General features: G+C 65.8%; 18 protein-coding genes. 15 read left to right on the top strand and 3 right to left on the bottom strand.

Annotation, left to right across the window (positions count from 1 at the left end):
- The first annotated feature begins 6 nt into the window (after nt 1-6).
- Nucleotides 7-1,224, top strand: coding sequence for an ABC transporter substrate-binding protein (locus AC6A67_RS07660; RefSeq protein WP_498035957.1), 1,218 nt, complete (start codon nt 7-9; stop codon nt 1,222-1,224).
- A 188-nt stretch (nt 1,225-1,412) separates the two neighbouring features.
- On the opposite strand, the gene AC6A67_RS07655 is transcribed toward AC6A67_RS07660, so the two are convergent.
- Nucleotides 1,413-2,678 (bottom strand): amidohydrolase family protein, encoded by a 1,266-nt coding sequence (locus AC6A67_RS07655; RefSeq protein ID WP_498035956.1) that lies wholly within the window; start codon nt 2,676-2,678, stop codon nt 1,413-1,415.
- 173 nt (nt 2,679-2,851) lie between these two features.
- On the opposite strand from AC6A67_RS07655, the gene AC6A67_RS07650 reads away from it, so the two are divergent.
- A complete protein-coding gene (locus AC6A67_RS07650) occupies nt 2,852-3,274 on the top strand; it encodes a nuclear transport factor 2-like protein (RefSeq protein WP_498035955.1) in 423 nt (140 codons plus the stop codon).
- A 266-nt stretch (nt 3,275-3,540) separates the two neighbouring features.
- On the opposite strand, the gene AC6A67_RS07645 is transcribed toward AC6A67_RS07650, so the two are convergent.
- Nucleotides 3,541-4,296 (bottom strand): GntR family transcriptional regulator, encoded by a 756-nt coding sequence (locus AC6A67_RS07645; protein ID WP_498035954.1) that lies wholly within the window; start codon nt 4,294-4,296, stop codon nt 3,541-3,543.
- 408 nt (nt 4,297-4,704) lie between these two features.
- On the opposite strand from AC6A67_RS07645, the gene AC6A67_RS07640 reads away from it, so the two are divergent.
- The 13 genes from AC6A67_RS07640 (at nt 4,705) to gad (ending at nt 20,813) form a co-directional block, all read left to right on the top strand.
- The gene (locus AC6A67_RS07640) at nt 4,705-5,514 is read left to right on the top strand and encodes an ABC transporter ATP-binding protein (RefSeq protein ID WP_498035953.1); all 810 of its coding nucleotides are present in this window, start codon (nt 4,705-4,707) and stop codon (nt 5,512-5,514) included.
- Nucleotide 5,515: 1 nt separating this feature from the next.
- Entirely contained in the window at nt 5,516-6,289 is a 774-nt protein-coding gene (locus AC6A67_RS07635; RefSeq protein ID WP_498035952.1) for an ABC transporter permease, read from the top strand.
- Nucleotides 6,290-6,334: 45 nt separating this feature from the next.
- Nucleotides 6,335-7,360 (top strand): ABC transporter substrate-binding protein, encoded by a 1,026-nt coding sequence (locus AC6A67_RS07630; RefSeq protein WP_498035951.1) that lies wholly within the window; start codon nt 6,335-6,337, stop codon nt 7,358-7,360.
- A 214-nt stretch (nt 7,361-7,574) separates the two neighbouring features.
- Nucleotides 7,575-9,008: an amidohydrolase family protein gene (locus AC6A67_RS07625; protein ID WP_498035950.1), complete on the top strand. Its 1,434-nt coding sequence runs from the start codon at nt 7,575-7,577 to the stop codon at nt 9,006-9,008.
- A gap of 291 nt (nt 9,009-9,299) precedes the next feature.
- Nucleotides 9,300-10,679, top strand: a complete 1,380-nt coding sequence (locus AC6A67_RS07620) for a metal-dependent hydrolase family protein (protein ID WP_498035949.1) — start codon at nt 9,300-9,302, stop codon at nt 10,677-10,679.
- A 279-nt stretch (nt 10,680-10,958) separates the two neighbouring features.
- Entirely contained in the window at nt 10,959-11,561 is a 603-nt protein-coding gene (locus AC6A67_RS07615) for a response regulator transcription factor (RefSeq protein WP_498035948.1), read from the top strand.
- 345 nt (nt 11,562-11,906) lie between these two features.
- Nucleotides 11,907-13,358: a sensor histidine kinase gene (locus AC6A67_RS07610; RefSeq protein ID WP_498035947.1), complete on the top strand. Its 1,452-nt coding sequence runs from the start codon at nt 11,907-11,909 to the stop codon at nt 13,356-13,358.
- A complete protein-coding gene (locus AC6A67_RS07605) occupies nt 13,328-13,774 on the top strand; it encodes a hypothetical protein (RefSeq protein ID WP_498035946.1) in 447 nt (148 codons plus the stop codon). The genes AC6A67_RS07610 and AC6A67_RS07605 overlap by 31 nt, the downstream gene beginning before the upstream one ends.
- Nucleotides 13,775-14,118: 344 nt before the next feature.
- Complete coding sequence (locus tag AC6A67_RS07600; protein WP_498035945.1) at nt 14,119-15,705, top strand: TolC family protein; 1,587 nt, start codon at nt 14,119-14,121, stop codon at nt 15,703-15,705.
- Nucleotides 15,705-16,637 (top strand): hypothetical protein, encoded by a 933-nt coding sequence (locus tag AC6A67_RS07595; RefSeq protein WP_498035944.1) that lies wholly within the window; start codon nt 15,705-15,707, stop codon nt 16,635-16,637. Before AC6A67_RS07600 ends, AC6A67_RS07595 begins: the two co-directional genes overlap by 1 nt.
- Nucleotides 16,603-18,072, top strand: a complete 1,470-nt coding sequence (locus AC6A67_RS07590; protein ID WP_498035943.1) for an ATP-binding cassette domain-containing protein — start codon at nt 16,603-16,605, stop codon at nt 18,070-18,072. The genes AC6A67_RS07595 and AC6A67_RS07590 overlap by 35 nt, the downstream gene beginning before the upstream one ends.
- Complete coding sequence (locus tag AC6A67_RS07585) at nt 18,069-19,235, top strand: beta-barrel domain-containing protein (RefSeq protein WP_498035942.1); 1,167 nt, start codon at nt 18,069-18,071, stop codon at nt 19,233-19,235. Before AC6A67_RS07590 ends, AC6A67_RS07585 begins: the two co-directional genes overlap by 4 nt.
- Before the next feature lie 174 nt (nt 19,236-19,409).
- Complete coding sequence (gad, locus tag AC6A67_RS07580; protein WP_498035941.1) at nt 19,410-20,813, top strand: glutamate decarboxylase; 1,404 nt, start codon at nt 19,410-19,412, stop codon at nt 20,811-20,813.
- A 432-nt stretch (nt 20,814-21,245) separates the two neighbouring features.
- On the opposite strand, the gene AC6A67_RS07575 is transcribed toward gad, so the two are convergent.
- Nucleotides 21,246-26,900: a 3-keto-alpha-glucoside-1,2-lyase-like domain-containing protein gene (locus AC6A67_RS07575; protein WP_498035940.1), complete on the bottom strand. Its 5,655-nt coding sequence runs from the start codon at nt 26,898-26,900 to the stop codon at nt 21,246-21,248.
- Nucleotides 26,901-26,986 lie beyond the last annotated feature (86 nt).

Below are 26,986 nucleotides of genomic sequence, written 5' to 3'. Positions count from 1 at the left end.
AACATAATGACGATCATGCGCAACATGCGCGCAGCCGCGCTTGGCGCCTGCCTGGTTGCAGGCGCCATCGCCGGTTCAGGGACAATGGCCGCTGCGGCTCCGGGCGTGTCGGACACGGAGATCCGTATGGGCACCATGCAGCCGCTCAGCGGGCCTGCTTCGGCCTATGGCATCCTTGGCGCGGCGTTCGAGGCCTATTTCGCCAAGGTCAATGATGCGGGCGGCATTCACGGGCGTAAAATCAATGTGCTGCTGCGTGACGACGCCCTCAGCCCGCCCAAGGCGGTGGAGCAGGCGCGCAAGCTGGTGGAGCAGGACGACATCTTCGCCTTGTTTGGCCAGAGCGGCACGCCCACCGGCATCGCCGTGCAGAAATATTTGCACGCCAAGGGCATACCGCAGCTGTTCGTGATGTCGGGTTCGCATGTCTTCCAGGATCCGAAGAACGCGCCGTTGAGCATGCCCGGCCTGCCGACCTATTATGGCGAGGCCAGACTGTATGCCCGCGCCATTCTGCAGGATAATCCCAATGCGAAGATTGGCGTGTTCTACCAGAACGACGATTTCGGCAAGGATTATTTGCGCGGCGTGCAGATTGGTCTTGGCGACAAGGCTGACAAGATGATCGTGGCGAAGGAAAGCTACGAGCTGACTGATCCGACGGTGGATTCGAAGATCCTGGCGCTCAAGGCGTCTGGCGCCGACACGCTGGTGATGGGCTCCTATTCCAAACAGACCAGCCAGGCCTTGCAGCGCATGGCGGCCCTGGGCTGGAAGCCGAAGATTTATTTGAGCTACATCGGCGCCTCGGTGAACCCGACCTTCCGGAACGCCGGGCTGGAAAACGCCAAGGGCGTGGTCACCGCCGCCGTGCTCAAGGACCCCACCGACCCGCGCTGGAAGGATGATCCGGAAACCATCGCCTGGACCCAGTGGATGGACAAATACAATCCACGCGGCGACAAGACCAACGGCAGCAACGTCTTTGGCTATGTCATCGGCGATCTGATCCGGCACATTCTGCAGGAGACGGGCAGGGACGTCACCCAGGAGCGGGTGATGGCGACCGCCAAGCAGGTGCGCAATTACCGCCCTGCGATGATGCTGCCGGACACGGGCCTGACAATCCGGCCGGACAATTACAGCATGTATGACACCATGCAACTGCAGGAGTTCGATGGCGCCGCCTGGCGGCCTATCGGCAAGCCCTTGCCGACGCAGTGACGTCGCGCTGACGCCAGGGCAATGCGCATGACCTAACGGGTTCTGGTGAAACCCGTGCGGCGCCTGAGCAATTCAGGTTACGGATGCCTCAGCATCTTCGCAGCCTGGTATGATCGGGTCCGGCGGCTTCATGGCGGTGAACGTCCTTCCCCGCCATGCAGGCGCCGCCTCACAGCGCCGTTGCTCCGCTATGGCCGGTGCAGGCGGGCCGCCGGGCGCTCGAAGCTCTGGCGGCCACGGCGGAAGCCCATGATGGGGTCGGCGAGGCCGGCGAGGGCGTCCTCCGGGGTGGGGGCGTCGAGAATGATGAGGTCGGCGGATTTGCCGACCGCCACGCCATAATCGTCGAGCCGCATGAGCCGGGCCGGCGCCGTCGTCACCAGATCAATGCATGTCGCGAAGGCGTCCGGGCCGCATTGCGCCACATGGGCGTAGAAATTGGCCATGCGCAGCAGCGAGGCGTCGCCAAAGGGGGTGAACGGGTTCAGCACATTGTTGCTGGCGATTGAACAGGTCACGCCCTGCGCCGCCAGCGCGTGCGCCGGGGTCAGGCCACGCGGCCTGGCGTGGCTAAACTCCCGGCCCATCAGATAGACGTCGGTCGCAGGCAACACTGTCAGGGCCACGCCGCAATCGGCCAGCCGTTGCGCCACAGCCGCCAGTGCATCTGGCGCCAACATCGACAGCTTGGTGACATGGCCAATGGTCACACGCCCGCCCCAGCCATGCCGCGTGGTCTGGCGACAGATGTCGTCGAGGTGCATCCACGACGGATCAAGGTCAAAATCGAGGTGCACATCCAGATCAACGTCAAAACGCCGGGCGAGGGCGAACAGCCGGCTGATCTGGGCCGCAGGGTCGGTGTCGGTGTAAGGGCAGCCGCCGAGCACATCGGCGCCATCGGCGAGCGCCGCCGTCAGTAATTCCTCTGCGCCAGGGTCATTGGTCAGCCCCTCCTGCGGAAAGACGCAGATCTGCAGCTCGATGCCCCAGGCGTAATCGGCGCGCAGCGCCTTCATCGCTTCAAAACTGCGCAGGCCGGCGCGCGGATCAACCTCGACATGGGTCCGCATGCGCGTGCTGCCCCGGGCGATGGCCTTCTCGATGATCTGGGCGCCCCGGGCATAGACGTCGTCGACGGTGAAGTCGCGCTTCATCGCCGCCACCGCAGCGATGGCCCCCGCAAGTCCCCCGTTAGCCTGGCTCTCGTTAATCTGCCCACCGTGGTTATGGCCGCAGCGGCCCAGCAGGCAGGCCTTGTCGAGATGAATGTGGGTGTCGACAAAGCCCGGCAACACGGCGCGGCCAGCTACATCGACCACAGGCGCGTCTGCGACGATCGTCGGCGCCATGGCGACGATCCGCCCGTACTTGACGCCAATATCCTGCAGCGCCTCATGCCCGGGCGCCTTTGCCTGGCGGAACAGGAGATCGAGCGGGCTGTTCATGTTCATCAGCAGCTATCCATTTGGTATACATTTGTGCAAATTTTCTACATGCAGTTTGCGTGCCAACTGATTAGATGAAGGCGTGCGCCGCCAGACCGCAACGCGGCCCGGGGCCGTGCGGGAGGCAATCGTCGGCGGCGCCGGCTCTGGCGTCGCCATGCCAATATGAGGGGTTCGTGATGAGTGAAGTTGCTGATCCGGCCGGCGCCGCCGGCCTGACGCCCGCGGCGATTGTCGAGGCCTATCTTGAGGCGTCGATGATCCCGGATCCGGAGGCGGCGGCCCGCTACATGCGGCCAGGGACCATCATCACCTTCACCGGCGGCCGCGATTTCGACCACCCGCGCGGACCATCAGGCTTTAACGCCGGTCGCTATCGTTGGGTGAAGAAGCGCATGGAGCGATTTGACGTCTGTGCTGGCGCCGACGAGACCATCGTCTATAGCGTCGGCACACTCTACGGCGAATGGCCCGATGGCGAAGCCTTTGAGGGCAACCGTTACGTCGATCGCTTTGTGGTGCGCGACGGCCAGATCGTCAAAATGGATGTCTGGAACGATAGCGCCGAACGCATTTTGACGCGACGCGGCATCGAGGCCTGAGCCAACAGGCCAATGTCAGCCGCCTTGCCGTCTTGCCGCCTGGGCGCTTTGCCGCCGTCGCTCCGAATTGCCTGCCCCCAGGCGGGGCAGGGTCGCCGGCTTTGGCCTGCGCCCATGCCCGTCAGCATTCCAGGGCGGCTGGCCGCCGCCCCATCCCTATGCTGAGCCGCTCAGGCGCCGCGCGGGTTTGAGCGGAGCCACATGCGTCGCACGCCCGCTCCGTGGCCTCAACTGGCCCGCAACCCTGGCCCCCAGGCAAAGACGCGTCAGCGCCCGTTGCGCGTCTGACGTCGGCGCGCAGGGGGCGGGATCGTGGCTGCGGCGGCATAAGGCGCCAGAATGTCCATGAAATCGCGATGGCGCTGCGGGCTCTCGGTCACCAGCGCCCGCTCGGCCACCGAATGGATGTGGCTCTGCATCAGCCGCTCCACGGCGTCGGCGTCGCCGGCCTCGAGCGCATCAATCAGCAGGCGGTGCTCATTTATTCCGCAATCTGACGAATGCGGCCGGCTGAACTGCGACAGGGTAAGGCAGCAGCGATAGGCGATCTCGCTGACATAGCGGATCATCACCGGGCTGCCGGTCATTTCTGCAAGCAGGATATGAAATTCTGTCGCCAGCCGGATCGACACCGCGTCCGGACCGTGGCGGGCGTCTTCTTCTGACGCGACATGCGCCCGGAGCCTTGCGATCTGCGCCTTGCTGAGTTTGCCGGCAAGCTGCCGCACGACCAGTCGCTCCAGCTCGGTGCGAATGTCGAAGGTGTGGCGGGCGTCCTGCCAGCTCGGCGTGGCGACGAGGGCGATGCGGTTACGGCGCAATTCCACCAGCCCCTCGGCGGCCAGCTGGCCCAGCGCCTGCCGCGCGATCGTGCGACTGACGCCAAAACGGTCACCCAGCGCATCTTCCGGCAGCTTGGCGCCTGGCTCGAGCGCGCGCTCAATGATGGCGCAGCGCAGGGCGCGGCAGATCGCTCCGACCTTGTCGGGCGTCTCACTGTCGCTGCCGGTGGGTCGCGCCATCGATAGGTTCCGGTTCTGTTTGTCCGCCGCGAGATCAGTCCGCGCCAGATCAGTCCGCGCCGGCCTCACGCCGCTCGCGGCCGGCGCAGACGCGAGAGGCCGACGCCTGTGGGCCGTCATGCGCCGGAGCGGCTGACCCGCTGTACCGCCACACGCGCCCATGCGCAATGCGTACAATCCGCGCCGCATCGCCCCAGCTCGCCGGGGCCGGAAGCGCAAGAGCGGAGCCGACCGGCAAAGGCGTCGCAGCCATGCACCCGGAGGAAAAGGTCAGCGCTCTGGCACGGCAATTGCATGCACTTTGGCATGAGCCACGTCGACATTTCTCCCACCGAAGCAGGCCTGGCCCGGCAAGCCCCTGCCCCTGAGGTCGCGTCCCCGCCCGGACGCCCGCCAGCCGCACGCGCCATGCTTGCGGTTGAGCTGTCCCAGGCCGCCGTCACCTTTGGCAGCGGCCCGACCGCCACGCCGGCGCTGACGCCGACCAGCATGCGGATCGAGGATGGCGAGTTCGTCGCCCTCGTCGGCCCTTCGGGCTGTGGCAAATCCACCATTCTCCGTCTGGTCAGCGGGCTGGTGCGCCCCACCTCGGGCGCGGTCATCGTCGGCGGGCGGGAGGTGGCGGCGAAGGCGCTCCGCATTGGCATGGCCTTCCAGAACCCGACCATGCTGCCGTGGATGACGGTGGAGCAGAACATCATGTTGCCGCTCAAGATCGTCGAGCCGTTCCGCTCGAACTTCCGCAAGGAGAAGCGCGGCGCCTATCGCGACCGGGCCCAGGCGCTGCTGGCGCGGGTCGGGCTGGCGGGTTTCGCTGGCAAATATCCGTGGCAGCTGTCCGGCGGCATGTTGCAGCGCGCCAATCTGTGCCGGGCGTTGATCCACGAACCGCGCATGCTGCTGCTGGATGAGCCCTTCGGCGCGCTCGACCAGTTCACCCGTGAGGAGTTGTGGGCGATCCTGCAGGACCTCTGGATGACCGAGCGGCCGACGGTGCTGCTGGTTACCCATGATCTCAAGGAGGCGGGCTACCTCGCCAGCCGCATCTGCGTGATGAGCGCCCGGCCTGGCCGGATCATCGACGACAGCCCCGTCGCCTTCGCCCGCCCGCGCAGTATCGCCATGACCTTCGAGCCCGATTTCGTGGCGCTCAACCAGCGTCTGCGGTCGCTGATCGTCGACGCCCGCACGGGCGAGCCAGCCAGGGGAGACGCCTGAGATGTCCGCCAGCTTCAGGCGCCGCCTGGGCGCCGCATCACTCATCGTGCTGTTCTTCGTCGGCTGGGAGGTGTTTTGCCTCGCCAGCGGCATGTCGGATCTGATCCTGCCGCGCCCCAGCCAGATCATCGAAACCATGATCCTGCGCATGCCGGTGCTGTGGCCGCATATTTTGCAGACGCTGGCCACCACAATGATCGGCTTTGCGCTGGGGGTGCTGTTGGGCGGCGTGCTTGGCGCGATGATCGGCGTGTCGCGCACGGCGTATGACACGGTCTACCCGCTGCTGATTGGCTTCTCCTCGATCCCGAAAGTGGCGGTGGTGCCCATTTTCGTGCTGTGGTTTGGCTCGGGCACGGTTCCTGCCGTCCTGACCTCGCTGGCCATCTGTTTCTTTCCGATCGTCGTCAACATCGCCACCGGCCTCGCCACCACCGAGCCGGAGATGGAGGACGTGCTGAAGGCGCTGGGCGCCAACAAGCTGGACATTCTGTGGAATGTCGGCCTGCCGCGCACCATGCCGTTCTTCTTCGCCTCGCTGAAGGTCGCCGTCACCTACGCCTTTGTTGGCACGGTGCTGGCCGAGACCGTCGCCTCCAACCGCGGCATCGGCAATGTGATGATGACCGCCTCATCCAACTTCAACGTGCCGCTGGTGTTCGCCTGCCTGTTCATTCTCGCCGGGCTGGGCGTGGCGCTCTACGTCGCCTTCTCGCTGATCGAGATGCGCGTCACCGGCTGGGCCACCCGCAAGAACGATTTCGCCGCCGCCTGACAGGGCGCGCCTGCGCCTGGCGTTTCAAAGAGGGGTATCAGGACCATGAAGAAGCTGTTTGCTGCGACGCTGCTCGCCGCCGTCGCCTTCACCGCGCCGGCCTTGGCCAAAGACACGGTCATTCGCTTCACCCTGGGGTGGAAGACGCAAGGCTCCGACGCCGCCTTCTTCGTCGCCCGCGACAAGGGCTACTTCAAGGAAGAAGGCCTCGACGTGCGCATCGACCAGGGCGAAGGCTCCGGCGCCACGGTCACCCGCATCATGGGCGGCGCCTATGACGCCGGCTTCGGCGACGTCAACGCCATCATCCAGAACGCCGCCGCGCGACCGGGCGAGAACCCGGTGATGGTCTATATGATCTGGAACCGCCCGCCCTTCGCCATTTCCAGCAAGAAGGCCACGGGCATCAGCAAGCCCGCAGACCTGGAGGGCAAGACGCTGGGCGGGGCCCAGGGCACGCCCACCACCCGCCTGTTCGAGGTCTTCGCCCGCAAGAATGGCGTCGACGCCAGCAAGGTGAAGATGAGCAATATGGCGCCCAATCTGCAGGAGCCGATGCTGATCAAGGGCGATATCGACGGCGCCCTGGTGTTCAACATCACCAGCTATTTCAACCTGCTGCTCAATCGCCAGGACCCGGACAAGGATTTCAACTGGCTGACCTTCGGTGACTACGGCCTCGATCTGTATTCCAACGGCCTGATGGTGTCGCAGAAGCTGCTGAAGGAGAACCCCAGGGCGGTCGAAGGCCTGGTGCGCGCCACCAACAAGGCGTTGATGGAGATCGCCAGGGACCAGAATCTGGGCATGAAGAGCGTGTTGGACTTCGACAATCTGGTCAATGAAGCGATCGAGAAGCGCCGCATGCAGTTCTCCTTCACCAATCTGATCGTCTCGCCCGAGATGCAGGAGATTGGCGTCGGCGACACCAGGGATGATCGCATGGCCCGGGCCATCGACATTATCGCCGAAGGCTACCAGCTGACGCGCAAGCCAAAGCCGGAAGAGGTGTTCTCCCGCGCGTTCCTGCCGCCGAAGAGCGCGCGCGCGCTGGTCTACACGCCCAATTGATGCAGCGAAAAACGGCCTGATGCCAGAACCCGATGAGCATGACACATCGGGTTCTGGTCAAGCCCATGAGGCGACTGGGCATTTTCGTCGCGGATGCGTCAGCATCTTCGCGGCCTGGCGTCAGCGCCCTCGGCTGATGCGGCGGCCCAGCCCGCCGCATGGCGACCATCACTCTTCGAACGGCAGGCGTCAGGCGCTGCCCCGGGGGCACGGCATGACGGAGACGGTGTTCGCCAACCATCTGTTCGACGGCGAGCGGACATGGGCCAATGTGGCGCTCAGCTTTCGCGATGGCGTCATCACCGCCGTGCGGCCCGACCAGCCGGCGCCAGACGGACCACGTCGGTTGATCATCCCGGCGCTGGTCAACGCCCATGACCACGCCCGCCCGGCCATGACCTCGTTCGGAGCTGGCGGCATGCCGCTGGAAACCTGGATCCTGCGCGCCGCCCTCGCCACGCCGCCAGACGCTTACCTGGCTGCCGCCGTCGCCTTGGCCCGCTCGGCCCGCGCTGGCTGCGGCGGCATGATGATCCATTATACCCGCCCGAGCGGCCGCATGGATATCGTCGCTGAGGCGGGCGAAATTGCCCGCGCCGCCCATGATGTTGGCGTCCGCATGGCCTTCGCGCTGGCGCTGCGCGACCAGAATCCGCTGACCTATGGCGACAGCGCGGCGGTGCTGGCGTCCCTGCCGCCCGAGGCGCAGGCGCCGGTGGCGGCGACGTTCATGACCCAGCCGCTGACGCCGGCGGCTTATCTGGATCTGATCGACGCCATTGACGCCGCCATCGCCGGCCCGCTTGTCGATGTCCAATATGGGCCGGCTGGGGTGCAATGGTGCTCGGAGGCGCTGCTGGAAGCCATTGCGGCGCGTTCGGCCAAAACCGGTCGCCGGGTGCACATGCACCTGCTGGAGACGGTGTGCCAGCGAGCGTGGGCCGATGAGCGCTTTCCGCAAGGCGTGGTGCGTTATCTGCGAGATATCGGGCTGCTGTCAGAGCGGCTGACGCTGGCCCATTGCATCCATGCACGGCCTGATGAGCTGGAGATGATCGCGGCGTCTGGCGCGACCATCGTGACCAATTTCAGCTCCAACCTGCATCTGCATTCCGGCATGGGACCGATCGCCAGCGCCCATCGCTGCGGCTGCCGCGTGGCGGTCGGCGTCGATGGGGTTGCGCTCGATGAAGATGATGACGCCATCCGCGAGCACCGGCTGGTGCAACTCGCCCATGACGGCGTCGGCTTCGACCGCACCTGGGGGCGGGGTGAGTTTCTGGCGCTGGCGACCCACAATGGCCGCCGCAGCCTTGGCGCGCCCGGAACAGGGGCGATAAGACCTGGCGCGCCGGCAGATTTCGTGACGCTCGATTTCGACCGGCTCGACCGCGACCAGATCATGCCGGTCGATCCGCTCGACCTGTTGTTCGCGCGCGCCAATATGGCCTGCGTGCGCGACGTCACGGTGGCCGGGCGGCGCATCGTCGCCGACGGCAGGCCGCAGGGGATCGACCTTGACGCTGCGGAGGAGACAATGCGGCGACTGTACCGCCAGCGCACGCTCACGGCCCTCGCCCTGCAGGCTGCCTGGCCACAGCTGGAACAAGCGGCGCGGACCTGGTTCGCGCACAATTGTTGCGGCTGACCCCTGGCCTGGGGCCGGACTGGCGCGCTGCGGTTGACGTCGCCATGCTCGGCGCGGCGCGTTCTGGCGCGGGTCCACCCTGATCGTCGCCGGCTCAGGCCGATGTGATTTGGGCTAAATCTCCGTCTAGCTTATACTAGGATGCGAAGATGCTTACGCATCCGCATCCTGAAATGCTCAGGCGCCGCACGGGCTTAACCAGAACCCGATGAGTCATACTCATCGGGTTCTGGTATTAAGCTTTGCGTCGCGGGCTGGCAGGCCATGGCCCTGACAGGGGGGACGGCGCTCATGAGGGTCATTGCAGGCATCATGCTTGCGCTTGCGTCGGCCCTGCCGGCAGCTGTGCATCAAGTCACGCCGACCCCGCCTGGCGTCACGCCATCGCAAGCCTCACAAGTTGCTCTCCGGCCAACGCTGTTTCGCAACGTCCGGGTGTTTGACGGCCACAATTCCGCGCTGTCGGCGCTGACCTCCGTGCTGGTGCAGGGCCAGATCATCGCCAGTATTGGCGCCGCCGCCGCGCCGCCAGCCGGCGCCCTGGTGGTGGAGGGCGAAGGCCGCACCCTGATGCCCGGGCTGATCGACGCCCATTGGCACGCCATGTACATTCGCCCCTCGCCAGAGCAATTGCTGGGCGGCGACTATGGCTTCAACGTTCTGCAGGCTGGCGCTGAGGCCACCGCGACGTTGCTGCGTGGCTTCACCACGGTGCGCGATGCCGGCGGCCCGACGTTCGGCCTCAAGCAGGCGATCGACGCCGATGTGCTGCCTGGCCCGCGCATCTGGCCGTCAGGCGCGATGATCACCGTAACCAGCGGCCATGGCGATTTCCGTTTGCGCTCAGAATTGCCGCGAGACGGCTCCCGTCCCCTGTCGCGCATGGAGCAATTGGGCGCCGCCATGGTCGCCGACAGTCCCGACCGCGTGCGTGAACGGGTGCGCGAGCAGCTGATGCTGGGGGCCAGCCAGATCAAGCTGACCGCTGGCGGCGGCGTGGCCTCGCCGCATAGCCCGCTCGATGTTTTGACCTTCACGCCTGAAGAACTGAAGGCCGCCGTGGACGCCGCCGCCAATTGGGGAACCTATGTCACCGTGCACGCCTATACCGCGCCGGCCATTCGCCGCGCCGTGGACGCCGGCGTGCGGGTGATTGAACACGCGCAACTGATGGATGACGATACGGCGCGTTACATGGCGGAAAAGGGTGTCTGGCTGTCGGCGCAACCTATCACTGCTGAATTTTTCGGCGGCATGTTTCCACCCGGCTCCGATCAGGCGCAAAAGGCGCAGGAGGTGATAGCGGGTACGGACCGCCTCTACGTCATGGCCAGGAAACATGGTCTGAAGCTTGCTTTCGGCACCGACGTGCTGTTTTCGGCTGCGATGGCGAAAATGCAGGGGCGCATGCTGGCGTCCCTGTCGGCCTGGTTCACACCGGCCGAGATCCTGCAGCAGGCGACGGGCGGCAACGCCGAACTGCTGCAATTGTCGGGCAAGCGGTCGCCCTATCAGGGGCGTCTGGGCGTGGTCGAGCAGGGCGCGCTGGCGGATCTTCTCCTTGTGGACGGCGACCCGACCCGCGATATCAATCTGCTCGCTGACCCGGAGCGCCGCCTGCTGGTCATCATGAAGGATGGCCGGATCTACAAGAACATGCTGCGGCCGTAACGGGACGGCCCAGCGCGGCGCTCGCCCTGGCTGCGCCTGCAACGTGACGCCGCCAGCCTCGCAGGTGCAAGGCCTGCCGTGACGCTATGGCCTGATCGGCGCGACAGGAGCAGATGGCCCGCGCGGCCGACGGACGGCGCCATGCCGCGCCGTCCGGGGAATCTATCCGGCGTTCTACCTCAAACGTCAGCGCCTCTACCCTTTTTGGCTGCACCCTCTTTTACATTGGATCTAAATACGCTTACCGTCGCGACAAATTGACGGAAAGTATCTGAATACATGCATGAGCAGAATATATTTGTTGTCGATGACGATGTCGCCACCCGTAGCGCATTGGACACCATGCTGCGGTCGGTCGGCTATCAGGTTCAGCTGTTCGGATCGGGTCAGGAACTGCTGGATGTGCTGGGGGACGGTATCGACGCCTGTATTATTCTCGACGTGCGGCTGCCAGGGCCAAGTGGCCTTGAGGTGCAGCGGCGGCTGGCGGAGAAAGTGCTGGCGACGCCGGTGATTTTTATGACTGGCCATGGCGATATTCCCATGGCGGTGCAGGCGATGAAGGCCGATGCCGTAGAGTTTCTGACCAAGCCTGTGCGGGACCAGGATGTGCTCGACGCCATTGACGTGGCGCTGGCGCGCAACAGCGCCCGTCGTGACCGCGAGCGCGCCCGCGCCGACGCCGTGCGCCGCATCGACACCCTGTCGCGACGGGAGCTGGAAGTGTTTCTGCTGTTGTGTCAGGGCCGTCTGACCAAGCAGATTGCGCCTGAACTCGGCATGTCGCAGGCGACCGTCAAGGTGCATCGCCGCAACATCATCAACAAGCTCGGCGTGCAATCCCTCGGCGAGATGCTGCTGCTGCATGCGGCGAGCCAGTGATCGCACCAGCCGCGCGCCATCGCGCCGGGCGCCTGGTTCTGGCTGGCGTGCGGCGCATCAGTCGCAAGGGTCCAGACCGTTCAGAACAGTTCCGCTGCGAAGACCACGCCAGCACTGGCGCGCAGAAGGGACCGCACATGCAGGCGCGACATACGACAAGGGGGCCGCCACAGCGTCGCGGCCCTTGCGTTGCAGCTGCGTCCGGTCGCCCGCACGTCTGTTGCGAAAAAGATGAGGATCGTTTGCCGGAGCCTGAATATTGCCTGCCGTTTGGCGATGTCGTTGAGGCGCGCCAGCGCACATGTGCGGCGCATAACTGACACAAACGAAACCGAAGAAGGCACGTTGCGTATTGGCGCCGTGCCGGGGCCCGCGCTGTCGAAGTGGGGGCGGGCGACGATCCTGGCGGCGACAACGCCCTTTGGGCTCGTGTTATTTATGGCGCCATGGCGACTGCCATTGCTGCACATGGCGCTTGGTCTGGCGCTCTTGCTGCTGGCGCTTGCGATGATTGCGCGTGACGGGACGGCGACGCCAGCTGGGCCATTGTGCATTCTGCTGAACGCCACCTACCTGATGTGCATCGGTCAGTTGATTATCTTTCCGGAAGCCATATCGGACACAGCGCTGGTGCTGGCGTTGTTGCCCATCACAATGCATGTCAATGGCATGTTATTGACGAGTATGGGCAGTATTTACGCCAATATGGCGCTGTTTGGTCTAAGTTCAGCGCCGTTTTTGCTGTTCCTGGTCGGACCATCGGCGGATGCCGCATGGACCCCTGTCAGCAAAGTCGCCATTGCCTTGATGGGCGCCGGCCTCGCTGAACTCTTCCTTGCGGCGGCCAGTCGCCAAGTGAACGTCGCTCGTGTCGCTGCTGGCGGCGGGGCCAACAGGCGTCAGCCGTCTGCCGCAGGTCTGGCGTGGGCGCCGGTCACGACAATCCTTCAGCAACGGCCCGATCCGTCGTCGTCAACGGAGGCCGCCGGTGATCTGGATGGCGCCGTGGCCGGGACAGCGCACGAGGTCTGGCGGCCTGAAATGGCGCGGATGAACCGCTTGCTGGTGCTTGAGGCGCTGTCGGCGACCATGGCGCATGAAATCAGCCAGCCGATCAATGCGGCGGCGATCTTCATCGGCGCAACACAGCGTTGGCTCGATCAGCCGCAAAGAAACGTTGAGGAAGCCTATGGCGCCGAAACGAAAGCGGCGGCCCAGCTGGAGCGGGCGCGGCAGATCATGATGCGCATTCGCAGATGTGCCGCAGCACATGATGAGGAGCCAACGCGGGTCGACATCAATGAGGCGATCGCCGAGGTGCTGCAGCTCATGCAGCACGCATTCGCCGCGCGCGGCGTTCCCTTGCGCTTCCGTCCTGGTCATCGCCGACCTGCCATGGTGATCGGCATAAGGTGTGAGCTCGAGCAGATTATCGTCAATCTGTTGCTCAACAGCCTGCAGGCCATTCCCGCGTCGGCCCCGCGCGGCTGCGTCAGCATCGCAGTGCGCAGGGGCGGGGATCGGCTGACGGTGTGGGTGATTGATAATGGTCAGGGGCTTCCCGCCACCCACGCCGGACAATTGTTCGACAGGTTCATGACGACCAGGCCCGAGGGCACGGGTCTCGGCCTGCCGATTAGCCGGCAACTGGCGGAGAAGGCGGGCGGCCGGCTGGCGCTGCACGACCGCCGTCGCGGCTCTGGGGCGATGACGCCATCCTGGGCCTGGGTGACGCCGCCGATGTTGGCGACGGCGGCCTGTTCGACGTGGGCTATGGTGGGGCTGGCGACGATCTGATCAGCATCGTCGGCCTCAACTTCACCCGGATCGACGGCGGCTCTGGCCTGAACACCTTGTGCGTCGATTCAATCGAGCCGCTGACCCTGGACTTCGCCGCTTTGGGTGCGAAGGTGCAGAACTTTGGCATCATCGATCTGCAGGGCGCTTCGCCAGAGGAAAATGGCAGCCACACCGTGATCCTCGGCCTCGCCGATGTTCTGCGGCTCACAGAAAGCCAGTCGGGCGCACACACGCAGCCGCTGACCATCCTTGGCGACAGCAATGACACGCTCGACCTTGATCTGACCAAATATCAGCTCACCGGCAGCCAGTCGGTTGGCGGCGGCCAGTTCGACATCTACCATCACATCGATCTGGCCGCCGGTAATACGCTGGGCGATATCTGGGTGGAGCAGGGCATGACCGTGGTGTGACCGGCGGACGGTGGACGGCGACAGATGTCGCCGCCCGCCGTCCTGGTCTGCCGATGCGCAAGGGCGGGGCCTCATAGGCTCCGCCCTTTCATGTTGGGCTGGCCCGCGCCGCGCAGCCGCCAACAGCGCGCCTGCTAATCGATGCGCTGCGCCGGGGCTACCCCACTGGCGCATGCGACCGGCGCTGGCGGCGCAATTCCCGGCTTCTGGCTTAGGCATATGGCGTTGCAGCGAATTTCCCCGTTCTGAGGCGTGCCGCATTGTCATGCCAGCGCCCCCGGATCGGCGGGCTGGCTGGCCATGCGGCCAATGCAATGCAGCACTCCTGCGTAAGAGGTAGACGTTTGTCTGACATCGTGGCTGGCCGCGCGCCGGCGTCCTGCAAGCGCTCCTGCCCGCGCCTCCCGTCGCCGCGCCTGTCGTCGCAGCTGTGGCTCCAGATGGCGCCCGATCGGCCGGCGCCAGCGGCGTCATCCAGGCTGGCGCGCCGGCGGTGGACCATTGCGGCGTTTCGCGCGGCGCTGCTGGGCATAGCCCTGGCGTTGCCAGGCTGCGCCGCCATCAGCGAGCCGGCTGGCGCCTCGGCCAGCGCCGCGTCACCGCACGGATCTGGCGGGAGCGCCGCAGATGGCGTCGGGCAGGGGGCTGGTCAGGGCCCGGATACGGACCGGGGGCCACGATCTGACCCGGGAACAGGCTCTGGCGGGGTGCGCCGCGTCGCTCTGGACGGGCTGAGCCTGTCAGACGCCGTTGGCATCGCCATATCGCGTCATCCCTCGGTGGCCCAGGCCAACGCTGTGGTCAGTCTCGGACAGTCAGACGTCGCCATCGCCAGGGCGGCCTGGTATCCCACCCTCGAATATGGCGTGCGCCCCGGCTATGGCCGGGTCTACGGCGACGACAAGCGCGCGCTCGGGGCCAGCGCCTCGATAGGCGTCAACCAGCTGATCCATGATTTCGGCCGCACCCGGAACACGGTGTCGGCGGCGGAGGCGACGCTCGCGCAGAAACGGCGGCTGCTGGACGACGCCATCGAGCAGGTGGCCTACACTTGCGCCTCAACCTTTGTCGAGCTGGCCGCCGCCCAGGACCGGCATCTCGCCGCCCGCCGCCAGGCGGCGGGGCTGCAGGAGACCCGAGCGCGCATTGGCGAGCGGGTGCGGGCCGGCCTGTCGGACGCCACCGACCAGAACCTCGCCGACGTCGCCATCCAGCGCGCCGCGGCGGAGGAGCTCAAGGCCCAGACGCAGGTGGAGGTGGCGCGCGGCAGGCTCGCCGATCTGCTCGGGGTCCGCCCGACGCGGGTGGCGTCGCTTGGGGCCACCCGCAGCTTCACCATCAGGCTCGGCGCGGGGCGCGGCGACATTGACAACACGCCTGCGGTCCGCGCCGCCGATGCGGCGCTCAACGCGGCAACGGCCCGCGTCCGTGTCGCCGAGGCGGAGCGCTGGCCGCAGATCGGGCTGGGGCTCAGCCGTTCGGTGTCGACCGGGCCGCGCAACGCCAATGACAACGCCTTTGTCGGCGTCACCATCGGCGGCAATTTTTCCCTCGGCGGGCTCGCCAGCAGCCGCATCGCCGCCGCCGAGGCCGAGCGCAACGCAGCAGCCCACAATCTCGAAAACCAGAAGCTGGTCACCCGCACGGCGCTCGGCTCGGCGGAACTGGAGGCCACAGGCGCCGCCGCCCGCACGGTCAGCTTCGAGAAGGTGATCAGCTTGACGCGTAGCCAGCGCGCCCTGTCGTGGGATGAATACACCCTCAACAAGCGCCCGCTGACCGACGTCATCAACGCCGAGCGCGACATCTACCAGGCTGAAACCGAGCGTCTCGACGCGGTGGCTGACGGTGTGCTGGCCCGGCTCAAATTGCACGCGGCGGTGGGCCAGCTGACGCCGCTGCTGCGCGACCAGGCGAAGGGGCGCGACTGATGCGCTGGACCGTGGCGACGGCCGCATCAGCCGCTGGCGGGGCAGGTGAAGCGCAGGAGAGTGCGGGGCGAGCCGCCGCCAGCGAAGGCGGCGCGACCAACGCCGACGTTGCGCCCGCTTCAGTCTCCGGCGCTGGCAAGGTGGAGCACGGCGGCCATCGCAGCGACGGGCGCCTGGGCTCCAGGACCGGCGAGGTCGCCGATCCGGTGATGCTGCAGCACTGGACCGAGGCCATATTGATCGCCGCCGCCGAACTGGAGGTCGCGGCGTCGCCGGAGCAGACGCGCAACGCCTGTGACTGGGCCATGGGCCTGGCGGCGGACGCGGCGCTGCCCGACATCGCGCTCGCCGCCGGTCTGCAGGGCGTGCTGGTCAAGGCAGCCGTGCCCGGCCTCAGTCCAATGCTGCTACCAGCGATCGCGCCGATCGGCGCCCGCTACGCCGGGGTCATCACCCATATCGGCGCGGATGTGGTGACCATGGTCGTGCCGATGGGCGGCCAGGCGGTGACGCGTCATGTGCCGCTGGCCGAGTTTCGGGCGCTTGGCCCGCTGCGGCTCCTGTTGCTGCAACCGCGCCGCGCCGCCGGTCAGACCCGTCTCGACCAGTTTCTCAGCGAGCGGCCCAAAGCCTGGCTGCGCGGGGTGTTCGCCAGCAATTGGCGCATCTTGCTTGATCTCGGCATGGGGTCGCTGTGCGGCAATCTCCTCGCCATCGCCACCTCGCTGTTCGCCATGCAGGTGTGGGACCGGGTGGTGCCGGCGCGGTCGATCAACACGCTCTGGGTGCTGGCGTCGGGGGTGGCCATCGCCCTTGCGCTGGAGCTGTTGATCCGCACCCTCAGGGTGGCGCTCACCGACAGTTTCGGGGAAGCAGGCGGACATCCGGCTGTCGACGATGTTTTTCGCCCGGGTGCTGGATATCCGCAATGACGCCCGCCCGCGCTCGCCCGGAACGCTGATCGCCCAATTGCGCGAGCTGGAGCAGGTGCGCGAGCTGCTGACCTCGTCGACGCTCGGCGTGCTGCTCGATCTGCCCCTCGTGCTGGTGTTCCTGTTCATCATCTGGTTGCTCGGCGGGGCGCTGGCGCCGCTGGCGGCGGTTCCGCTCATCGTCATTCCGGGGCTGTTGCTGCAATTCCCGCTGGCGCAGCTGGCCAACGCCGGCATGGAGGAGAGCGCCCTGCGCAGCGCCGTGCTGATGGAGAGCATCTATCGCGCCGAGGACATCAAGTTGCTGCAGGCCGAGCCGCGTTTTCGCCAGATCTGGACCGCGACCAATCGCAAGACCGGCGACATCAGCCTCAGGCAGCGGTTCATCGCCGGCGTGCTGGTCAATTACGCCGCCACCGTGCAGCAGCTGGCCTATGCCGCCGTCATCGTCGGCGGCGTCTATGGCATCCTCGACGGCGCCCTGTCGTTTGGCGCCGTGCTGGCCTGCTCGATCCTCACCAGCCGGACCATCGCGCCGCTGGGGCAGATCGCCGGCGTGCTCGGCCGGGTGCAAGGCGCCCGGGTTGGAAAGAAGGCGCTGGAACGGCTGCTGGATCTGCCGGTGGATCATGAACCAGGGCGCGACGCCTACCACCGGCCACGGCTGCGCGGCGCCTATCAGTTCGAGAACGTCGTCTACGCCTATGGCCCCGACGATGCGCCGGCGCTGACCGTGCCGATGTTGCGCATTGAGCCTGGCGAGCGCATCGCCATCCTGGGCCGGGCGGGGGCAGGAAAATCCACCCTGCTGCGCCTGCTGGCGGGCATGGCGACGCCAGTCAATGGGCGCATCCTGCTCGACGGCGCGGCCATGGGCGTGCTCGACGTGGCCGACATACGGCGTGACATTGGCCTGTTGCTGCAGGATTCCAGCCTGTTTTATGGCACATTGCGCGACAATCTGCGCCTGGGCTGCCCGACGGCCAGCGACGAACAGATGCTGGCGGCCATGCGCCTTGCCTGCGCCGACAGCCTGCTGCTCAACCAGCCACATGGGCTTGACCTGCACTTGCGCGAGAGCGGCGCCGGCCTGTCGGGCGGTCAGCGTCAGGCCCTGCTGCTGGCGCGGCTGTTGCTGCGCAGTCCGCAGGTTCTGCTGCTGGATGAGCCGACCGCCGCGCTGGACGAGACCACCGAGCGGGCGATCATCAGCCAGCTCAAGGGCTGGCTGGGCGACCGCACCCTGGTGGTGGCCACGCACCGCTATCAACTGCTCGATCTGGTCGACCGCATCATCGTGGTTGATGGCGGCCGCGTCGCCATGAATGGACCAAAGGATGAGGTGATCCGGGCGCTATCTGGCGCGGCGACAAGGGCGGCTGCCTCGCCGCCGGCTCCGGTCGCCGCCACGCCGCGCATGGGAGCGAGACCATGAGCGGGCTGCTGATCGCCGACGTCCCCGTCATTCGCCGGTCAGGCCTGTTGCTGCGGGTGATCATGGGCGGGCTCATGGCGCTGCTGGTCTGGGCCGGTTTTGCGGCGCTGGATGAGGTGGCGATTGGCGAAGGCAAGGTGACGCGGGCCTCGCGCAGCCAGATCATCCAGAGCCTTGAGGGCGGCATTCTGGCCCAGATGCTGGTGCGCGAAGGCGACATCGTCGAGGTGGGGCAGCAGCTGGCGGTGCTCGATCCGGTGCAGGCGCGCACCGCCATGGAGGAGGCGCAGGTCAGGATCGTCGCCTTGCGCGCCAAAGCGGCGCGGCTGATGGCGGAAATGCACGACGCCGACGACGTGCGCTTCGATGATGATCTGCAGGACGCCGGCGCCGTGATAGCGCGCGAGCGCCAGCTGTTCACCGCCAATCGCCGGGCCTTCACCCAAAACGCCGCCCAGTTGCGGCTGCAGCTGCAGCTGGCGCGCGAGGAGCTGGCGATGGCCACGCCCTTGCTGAAAAGCGGCGCCGCCAATTCGGCGGAGGTGCTGCGCATGCGCCAGAAAATCGCCGAGATCGACACACGGCTGACCGCCACGCTGCGCGAATATTACGTCGCCCTCAAATCCGACTTCGCCAAAACCATGGCCGAGCTTGAGCCGCTGCTGAAGGTGCGCGAGGGTCGCGCCGACCAGTTGCGGCGCACCACCATCACCGCGCCGGCGCGCGGGGTGGTCAAGGATATCCGCGTATCGACCATTGGCGGCGTGGTTGCGGCGGGCGGCGTGGTGATGGAAGTGGTGCCGCTCGATGACCAATTGCTGGTGGAGGACAGGCTCAGCCCGCGCGATATCGCCTTCATCCACCCTGGCCAGGAAGCGACGGTTAAAATCACCGCCTATGACTCGGCGATCTATGGCGCGCTGAGCGCCAGGGTCGACCGGATCTCGCCCGACACCATCATCGATGACGTCGACAAGCGCATCAATTACTACCGGGTCTATGTGCTGACCGATCAGGGCTTCCTGCAATCGGCCGATGGCAAGCGCCATCCGATCATGCCTGGCATGGTGGCCACCGCTGAAATCCGCACCGGCCGCAGAACGGTGATGTCCTATCTGCTCAAGCCGCTCAACAAGGCGGGGGAGGCGTTGCGGGAGCGCTGACGCGTCGCCGTGCCGCGCCGCCCCGGCCCCGCCACCGCGGCGGTTGCGCCACACACCTGTTGTAGAGCTGCGCATTTGTTTGGCAGGTCAACCGTTGCAAAGCGCGGTTGCAAACAATTAAGCTTGAGCCTGAGTGATGCGCTTACGGCGCCCAGGTGAAGAGAGGACGATGGAATGTCGGAGAAACCCCACAGCGCGCGGCGGAATGACGTGCTGGATGACATCTACGCCTCAACCGTGCTGAGCAAATGCCTGCCGAAAAGCGCCTTCCCGCAGAGCGCCAGCATGGCCCCGGATGTGTTCGCCGCGGTGCGGGACGAGCTGATGCTCGACGGCAATTCGCGCCAGAATCTCGCGACCTTCTGCCAGACCTGGGTGGATGACGAGATCCGCCAGCTGATGGATCTGTCGATCGACAAGAACATGATCGACAAGGATGAGTATCCGCAGACCGCCGAGATCGAGGCGCGCTGCGTGCGCATGCTCGCCGACCTGTGGCATTCGCCTTCGCCGGAAACCACCCTTGGCTGCTCCACCACGGGCTCGTCAGAAGCGGCGATGCTCGGTGGCCTTGCGCTGAAATGGCGCTGGCGCAAGAAGCGCGCCGCCGCAGGCAAGAGCACTGACCGGCCCAATCTGATCTGCGGGCCGGTGCAGATCTGCTGGCACAAATTCGCCCGCTATTTCGACGTGGAGCTGCGCGAAATCCCGCTCGAGGGCGACCGGCTGATCATGAATGTCGATGAGGTGCTGAAGCGCGTCGACGAGAACACCATCGGCGTCGTGCCGACCCTCGGCGTCACCTTCACCTGCCAGTATGAGCCGGTGAAGGCGGTGTGTGAGGCGCTGGACAAATTGCAGCAGGAGACTGGTCTCGACATTCCCGTGCATGTCGACGGCGCCTCGGGCGGCTTCCTCGCGCCGTTCTGCGCGCCGGAGCTGGAGTGGGATTTCCGCCTGCCGCGCGTCAAATCGGTCAACACCTCGGGCCACAAATTTGGTCTTGCGCCGCTGGGCGTGGGCTGGGTGGTGTGGCGTGAAAAGGCCGATCTGCCAGAAGAGCTGGTGTTCAACGTCAATTATCTTGGCGGCGACATGCCGACCTTTGCGCTGAATTTCTCGCGTCCCGGCGGCCAGATCATTTCGCAATACTATAATTTCCTCCGCCTTGGCCGCGACGGTTACGCCGCCGTGCATAACGCCTGCTACGACACGGCGGAATTTCTGGCCGCCGAGATCGCCGCCATGGGACCGTTCGAGATCCTGTTCAACGGCGACCGCAAGGCTGGCATCCCGGCGCTGGCGTGGAAACTGAAGGACGAGCGGGGCATCGGCGGCTATACGCTGTATGACCTCGCCGACCGCCTGCGCAGCCGCGGCTGGCAGGTGCCGGCCTATTCCATGCCGGCCAACCGCACCGATCTGGTAGTGCAGCGCATCCTCGTCCGCCACGGCGTCAGCCGCGATCTGGCGACGCTGCTGCTCGACGACATGCGCCGCGCCATCGCCTGGTTCGAGAAGCACCCGGTCTCCGCCCCCATGACCGAAGACGAAGCCGCCGGCTTCAACCACAACTGACCCAACGCCGCATCGCGCGCCGCCACCCGACGACCCGCGCGGCGGTCGGGTGGCGATGGGTCGCCACACAGGCGCCCTTCGCCGCCCCCCAAGGCTGCAGCCGGGGGCAGCGCTGTGGCCGGCGTCCGCCAGGCGCCTGGGCATTGTTGCTGATCGCGCCGCGCAAACGCTGCCACGTCCGGCCAGAACATCGTTGCGTCATGGCCGCTGATCCCTGAGCCATCATACCAGGCCGCGAAGATGCTAACGCATCCGCGACCTGAAATGCTCAGGCGCCGCACGGGCTTGACCAGATCGCGATGAGTTGTGTTCATCGGGGTCTGGCGTCAGGTGGCCGGAAGCGCCTGGCGCGCGCGCCAGAAAAAGGCAGACAGGGCCCCATTGCCGGGGCCCTGTCGGGTTGTCGTGCGACAGATCGTTGCGAGCCCCTGGTCAGACGAAGCGGAAGTCGTCGGCCTGGAGGGAGGCGATCTGGACGCCGGTGAGGGTGACGCTGTGATCAGCGTCGACGGTGATCACCGTATCGGCGCCCTGCTGCGTCGCGGCCGCCATCGCCGCGTCATAGTCGGCGAAGATATCGGCGGCGAACTCGAGGACGTCAGCAGAGCCGCCGCTGCTGCGGAAATCGGTGATGCGGTCGTGGCCGAAATTGGCCGCGAAGACGAAGACGTCATTGCCGGAACCACCGGTGAGCACGTCATCGCCCGCGCCGCCGATGATGCGGTCCGCGCCCGAGCCGCCGTTGACGCTGTCATTGCCAGCGCCGGCCTCGATCAGATCATCGCCCGAACCGCCGCGGATCACGTCCTGACCTGCGCCGCCGAGCAAATGGTCGGCGCCCGAGCCGCCGTCGAGCTGGTCGTCGCCGGCCTCGCCCCACAGCACGTCGTCGCCGGCGCCGCCGTTGAGCACATCATCGCCAGCCCCGCCCGCAAGGGTCTCCTTGCCCGAGCCACCGGTCGCCACATCATCGGCTGCGCCAAATTGCAGCTTTTCGATATTGGTGAAGCTCTGCACGCCGATGCCAGCGCCGCTCGCCTTGCCAGCGGCGAAGTCCACCTGAACCGGAGCCGTCGCAGCCGACAGATCGAGGGTGTCGTAACCCGCGCCGCCATCGACCTGGTCATCGCCAGCTCCGGCGATGATCAGGTCATCGCCGGCGCCCGCCCGGATCACATCGTCGCCCGCGCCGCCCTCAATGCGGTTGGCGTTGGCGTCGCCGATCAGGATGTCATCGCCCGCGCCGCCGATGATGTTTTCGATGCTGACCAGTGCATCCAAGCCAGCTTCATCACCGGAAGCTTCGCCAGTGGCGAGGTTGACCTCAACGCCGTTGGTATCATCGGCGTAGGACACGGTGTCGACGCCGTCGCCGCCATCGAGCAGATCATCGCCCGCGCCGCCGGCCAGCAGGTCGCCGCCTGCGCCGCCGATGAGTTCATCGTCGCCGGCGCCGCCACGGATCAGGTCATCGCCGTCGCCGCCGTCAAGGCGGTTATCGCCTGAGCCGCCGTCGATCTCGTCGTCGCCTGCGCCAGCCGCTACGATGTCATCGCCAGCGCCTGCCAGGATGATGTCGTCGCCCGCCGTGCCGCTGAGCACGTCGTCGCCGTCCGTGCCGGAGATCTGGCTGCGGTTGGCCAGTGAGACCACCGTGACGTCGTCGAAGCTGACGCCCTTGCTGCCCCATGAGTAAAGACCAAAAGCGCCATGGCTCAGGCCACGGTCCTCGATCGGGTACGGGAACAGGGCCTCGTCATCGATCCAGGCCATGATCTGGTTGTCGACAATGTCGACGCGCAGGTGGGTGTCCTGGTTGAGGGCGTATTTGTTCCACGCCTGCCCCAGCTGCTCCTCAATGCCGTCCTGCATGCGCAGCAGGGTCCAGACATTGTACTGGTGGTTCAGTTCGAGCTTGTAGTAATTGTTGGGGGCCTGGTAGTAGAACACCACGCCGAGGCCATCATCGTCCGGGGTGCGGAACGAGACGTCGATCGAGTAATCCTTCCAGTCGTGGGCGCTGTTATTGTCGCCGTCGTAGACCGCGATCGTGCCCTTGCGCAGCATGAAATTGCCGTCGCCAAGCGGGCTCCAGCCCTTCTGCCAGTCGTCCGGGTTGCTCGGGCCGCCAGCGGTGAGCTGCTTGCTGTAGATGTTGGAGTTCTGGAACAGCCGGCCATCCTGGATCACCCAGTCAGAAGGCCCCTCAATATCGCCCTCGTCGAGGATCGACCAGGCCGAGCCGAGCGCATCGCCATTGAAGCCGTTGCGGGCCAGCACGTCGCGTGCGCCGGCCACGGTGACATGGACAATGTCCGTCGCCGTCTTGCCGGTGCTGTCAGTGACTTCCAGCACCACGTCGCGCGCGCCGGCGCCGAGTTCGATGGCCGCTTCCGCCGTGGTGGCGACCACCTCGCCATCCACCAGCCAGCGCCAGGCTACGATGTCGTCCGGACCGAAGGAGGAGCGCGCGGTGAGTTCAACCATGGCGCTGTCGGCGCCGTCCTCAGCGATGACCCGCAGGGCGCTTTCGCCGTGCGCAGTGAGGCTCTGGCGATTGACCATCACGTCATCGAAGATCGAGCTCTTCTGCTCGCCCGAGTAGACGCCGATCGTGCCGCCATTGAGCGGCGTGGCGTCGCTGACCGGGCCGTCAAAGACGCTGCGACCGTCGAGGATGATGTCGATCTTGTCGCCGGAGACGACGACGCGCAGGTCGAGGTCGTCGTTGAAGCGGTAGCCGGCGGAGGTCTGCGCCAACACCGTCTCGAGGCCGTCACTGACCTTGATCAGCTTGCGGGACACCGCCTCATTATCCATGACGAAGCGATAGTGATTGGCCGCGTCCTGGTAGTAGAACAGCACGCCGATGTCGTCATTGTCGGTCGACTTCAGAGTCACGTCATAGATGTAGTTGCTCCACTGGCGGGCGTCGGCGTTGTCCCAGACCAGATGTTTGCCAGCGGCGTCGCTGCGATCATGCAGGGCGCCTTCGCCATTGACCCCGTCAGCGCCCGGCGCGTTGGCCGTGCCCTGAACCTTCCAGCCGTCGAGATCGACAAGCGTGCTGTTGTCCCACAGGCTTAGCGTGCCGGCGCCAAAGCTCGGCGCAAGCGCGCCCTTATTGAAGTCAAACTGCACCGCGTGGGCCGGATCGACGTCGGCGGCCTGCATGACGCCGCCGGCGCTGGCGCCGCCGAGTTCCGTCATCTGCTGGGTGGTCAGGGCTGCGTCGGTGAAGAACACGCTGCTGACATAGCCGTCGAGCGTTTCAAAGTTCCACTGGAAATGGCCCTCATCGGAGAAGATCAGGAAGCCCTTCTGCGGATCAATGGCATAGCGGCTGGCATCCATCTTCTGTTCCCCAACCAGCTGACCTTGCAAATACTTGCTCAGGGTCACCGTGCCATCGCCATTGTCCTTGACGGTAAGGCCCACCCGCTGCCACTGGCTGGCGTCGAATTTGCCCGTGTAATTGCCGCTGATGCCGATGCCGGCGTCCATATTGATCAGGAAGTCGGCGTCGCTGCGATTGGTGGGATCGGTTTGCAACAGCGCCATCCAGTGATTGACGGCGCCTGGCGCGTAAATGTCCCAGACGATGGAGTAAGTGGTCAGCGGCTTGCCGTCAGCCGGGGCAAAGCCAGGCCTGACGAGGTAGCCTTCATCAGGGCCCACGGCCGGGAAGGCCATGACGCTGTCACTGGCGTCGCCGGACAGCGCGGGAATGCCAAGCTCCGCCGCCGTGCCGAAGTGGGTGGCGTCATGGATGCTGGCGTATTCATTGATGTTGAAGGCGCCATCGCCCAGCGACGGCGCCAACGGCTCGGCGCCAGTGAAGTTGAACTGGAGGGTATTGCCGGTGGTCGGCGCGCTGGCGAGGATGCCGCCCGCCGACGTGCCGCCAAGCGCCGCGACTTCCGCCGCGCTCATGGCGCGGTCAGTGAGCATGACGCCGCCGACATAGCCGGGCTGGGTCTGCAGATCGCTTCCGTTCGGCGCGTTGTCCGAGAAGATCGCGAAGCCCTTGTCGGGGTCGATCTGGAAACGGGATGTCGGCAGATTGAGTGAACCGACGAATTCACCATCAATATAGCGCGCCATCGTCGACGTGCCATTGCCCAGATCCTGCAGGGTGACGACGATGCGCTGCCACTGGTCGTACTGGAAGGCGCCCTTGTAATCGCCGCTGATGCCGACGCCGCCGGCCTTGTTGATCAGAAAGTCGGCGTCATTGCTGGAGGACTGGGCCGGGTCGGTCTGCAGCAAGGCGAACCATTTGCCAGCGTATTGCGACGAGACCAGCACTTCCATCGCCAAGGTATAGCTCTTGAGTGGCCCGGTGGTCGCAAAGTCGGGGCGGATATGGAAACCTTCGGTAGTCGGCGCCAGCGCCGGAAAAGCCATGGCGGCGTCCGGGCCATCAGGCAGGCCGAAGTCGGCCGGCGCGCCGAAGGCGATGCGATCAGCAAGATCGGGCGTCGGCGGGGCCGGCGGACGCGACCAGCCAGCGGCGTCGCCATCATTGAAATTGTCAATGAGAAGCGTGTTCTCATCGCGCACCATGACGAGCTTTTCGTCGGTGGAGACCTTGCCGCTGGCGTCGGTGACGCTGAGGGTCAGGCGATGCTTGCCGGCGCCGAGGTCGATGCTGGCTTGCGCCGTCGTGGCGATGAGGCGACCGTCGGCGTCGCGCCATTCAAAGGCGATGGCGCTGGCGCTGTTCAGGGAGGCGCTGGCGTCGAGGGCGACGATGACGCTGTCGGCGCCGGCTTCGGCGTCTAGGAACAGGTCCTTGCCGGCGCGGGCGACGGCGAATTGTTCCGGCGTGCCCAACGCGAGGCCGGTGAATTCCTGCTGGTGGTCGCGGTACGGGCCGGTGAGGCCGTCACGGTCGAGTTCCGGCTTGTCGCGGTAGCCGACCATGTATTCGTCGCGGTCGGTGAAATAGGTCGAGGTGAAGATCCGGCCATTGTCCGGGTCGATGGTTAGCAGCCGAATGGCGCCTTCGCCGCCACGGGTGACGATTTCCGTTGAGGAACCGCCCTGATAGTCCGCGAACATTTCGAGGACGGGATTGCCGAACTGCGAGTAGCTGACATTGGTCTCAGCTGCGTCGCCAAGCACATGGCCCGACAGCGTCATCACCACATTCGGATACTGGCTGGTCAGCAGGCGATAGACGTTTTCGCCGTCATTGACGCCCTCGGGCGAATTGGCGACGCCATAGCCCTGCACCGGCGCGGCGCCGATTGTGCCGGCCATCGGGTCGGAGCGGCTGGCGTAATTGGTCAGCGTATGCGAGGCGAGGATGACGCGGTGGTCCTGATGCGCGCCGATCACCTCGCCAGCCCAGCGCAACACGTCGTCGCGCGGCGCAAACTCGAGGCTCAGCACCATCCACTTCGTCCCGTCGGGGGCGCTGAAGGTATGGTAAGTGTTGGCCGACCGATCGGGCTCCCGGTCATAAACGCCGCCGAACGTGTCGGGATTGGTCGCGGCCTGGGCCTTAGGCGAGAAGATGGTGTCGAGGAAATCCGTGCTGTGGTTGGCGGCGGAGCCGCCGGCGGCCTGGTCGTGATTGCCAGGCAGGATTGAGTAGGGGATCTGGCCATCGAGCTTGCGCAGCGCGGCTTCGGCGATAGCCCATTGCGCGGCGTTGTTATTGTCGGTGACGTCGCCCAGACCAATGACGAAATCAATGTTCAGGCTGTCGGCGTTGCGCGACAGCCATTCGGTCATGTCGCCGAAAATATAGTTGAGCGCCGGGTTCGACGTGTAGTTCTGGGTGTCCGGCAAGGCGGCGATGGTGAAGGCATTGGCGCCGGCGGCGTTGATGCGGACATTGTCGGTGATGACGGCGCCGCTGTCGGTCGCGGCGGTGATCACCAGATCCGTATAGCCGAGGTCATGCGCGCTGACGGTCAGCACGCCATCGACAATGCTGGCGTCGATGGCGCTGCCATCGCTGCTCTCAAGCGTGAATGTCGTATAGCTGTCGCCAAAAGCCGCTTTGAGATCAATATGCTTCGTGGCGTCGACGCCAAGGCGCAGCAACTGGTCGTTGATGGGGTTGAGGTATTTCATGTCCGGCACTCTCTTCATAACAGAAACGGGCGGGCCTGCTGGTTATGAAGATCAGCCCGGGGTTCATCCAATTGAAACCGCCAATG

This window comes from Camelimonas sp. FR25 (assembly GCF_059740505.1).
Note: the sequence above shows the minus strand (reverse complement) of the source record. Positions and strands in the feature narration are given on the sequence as shown.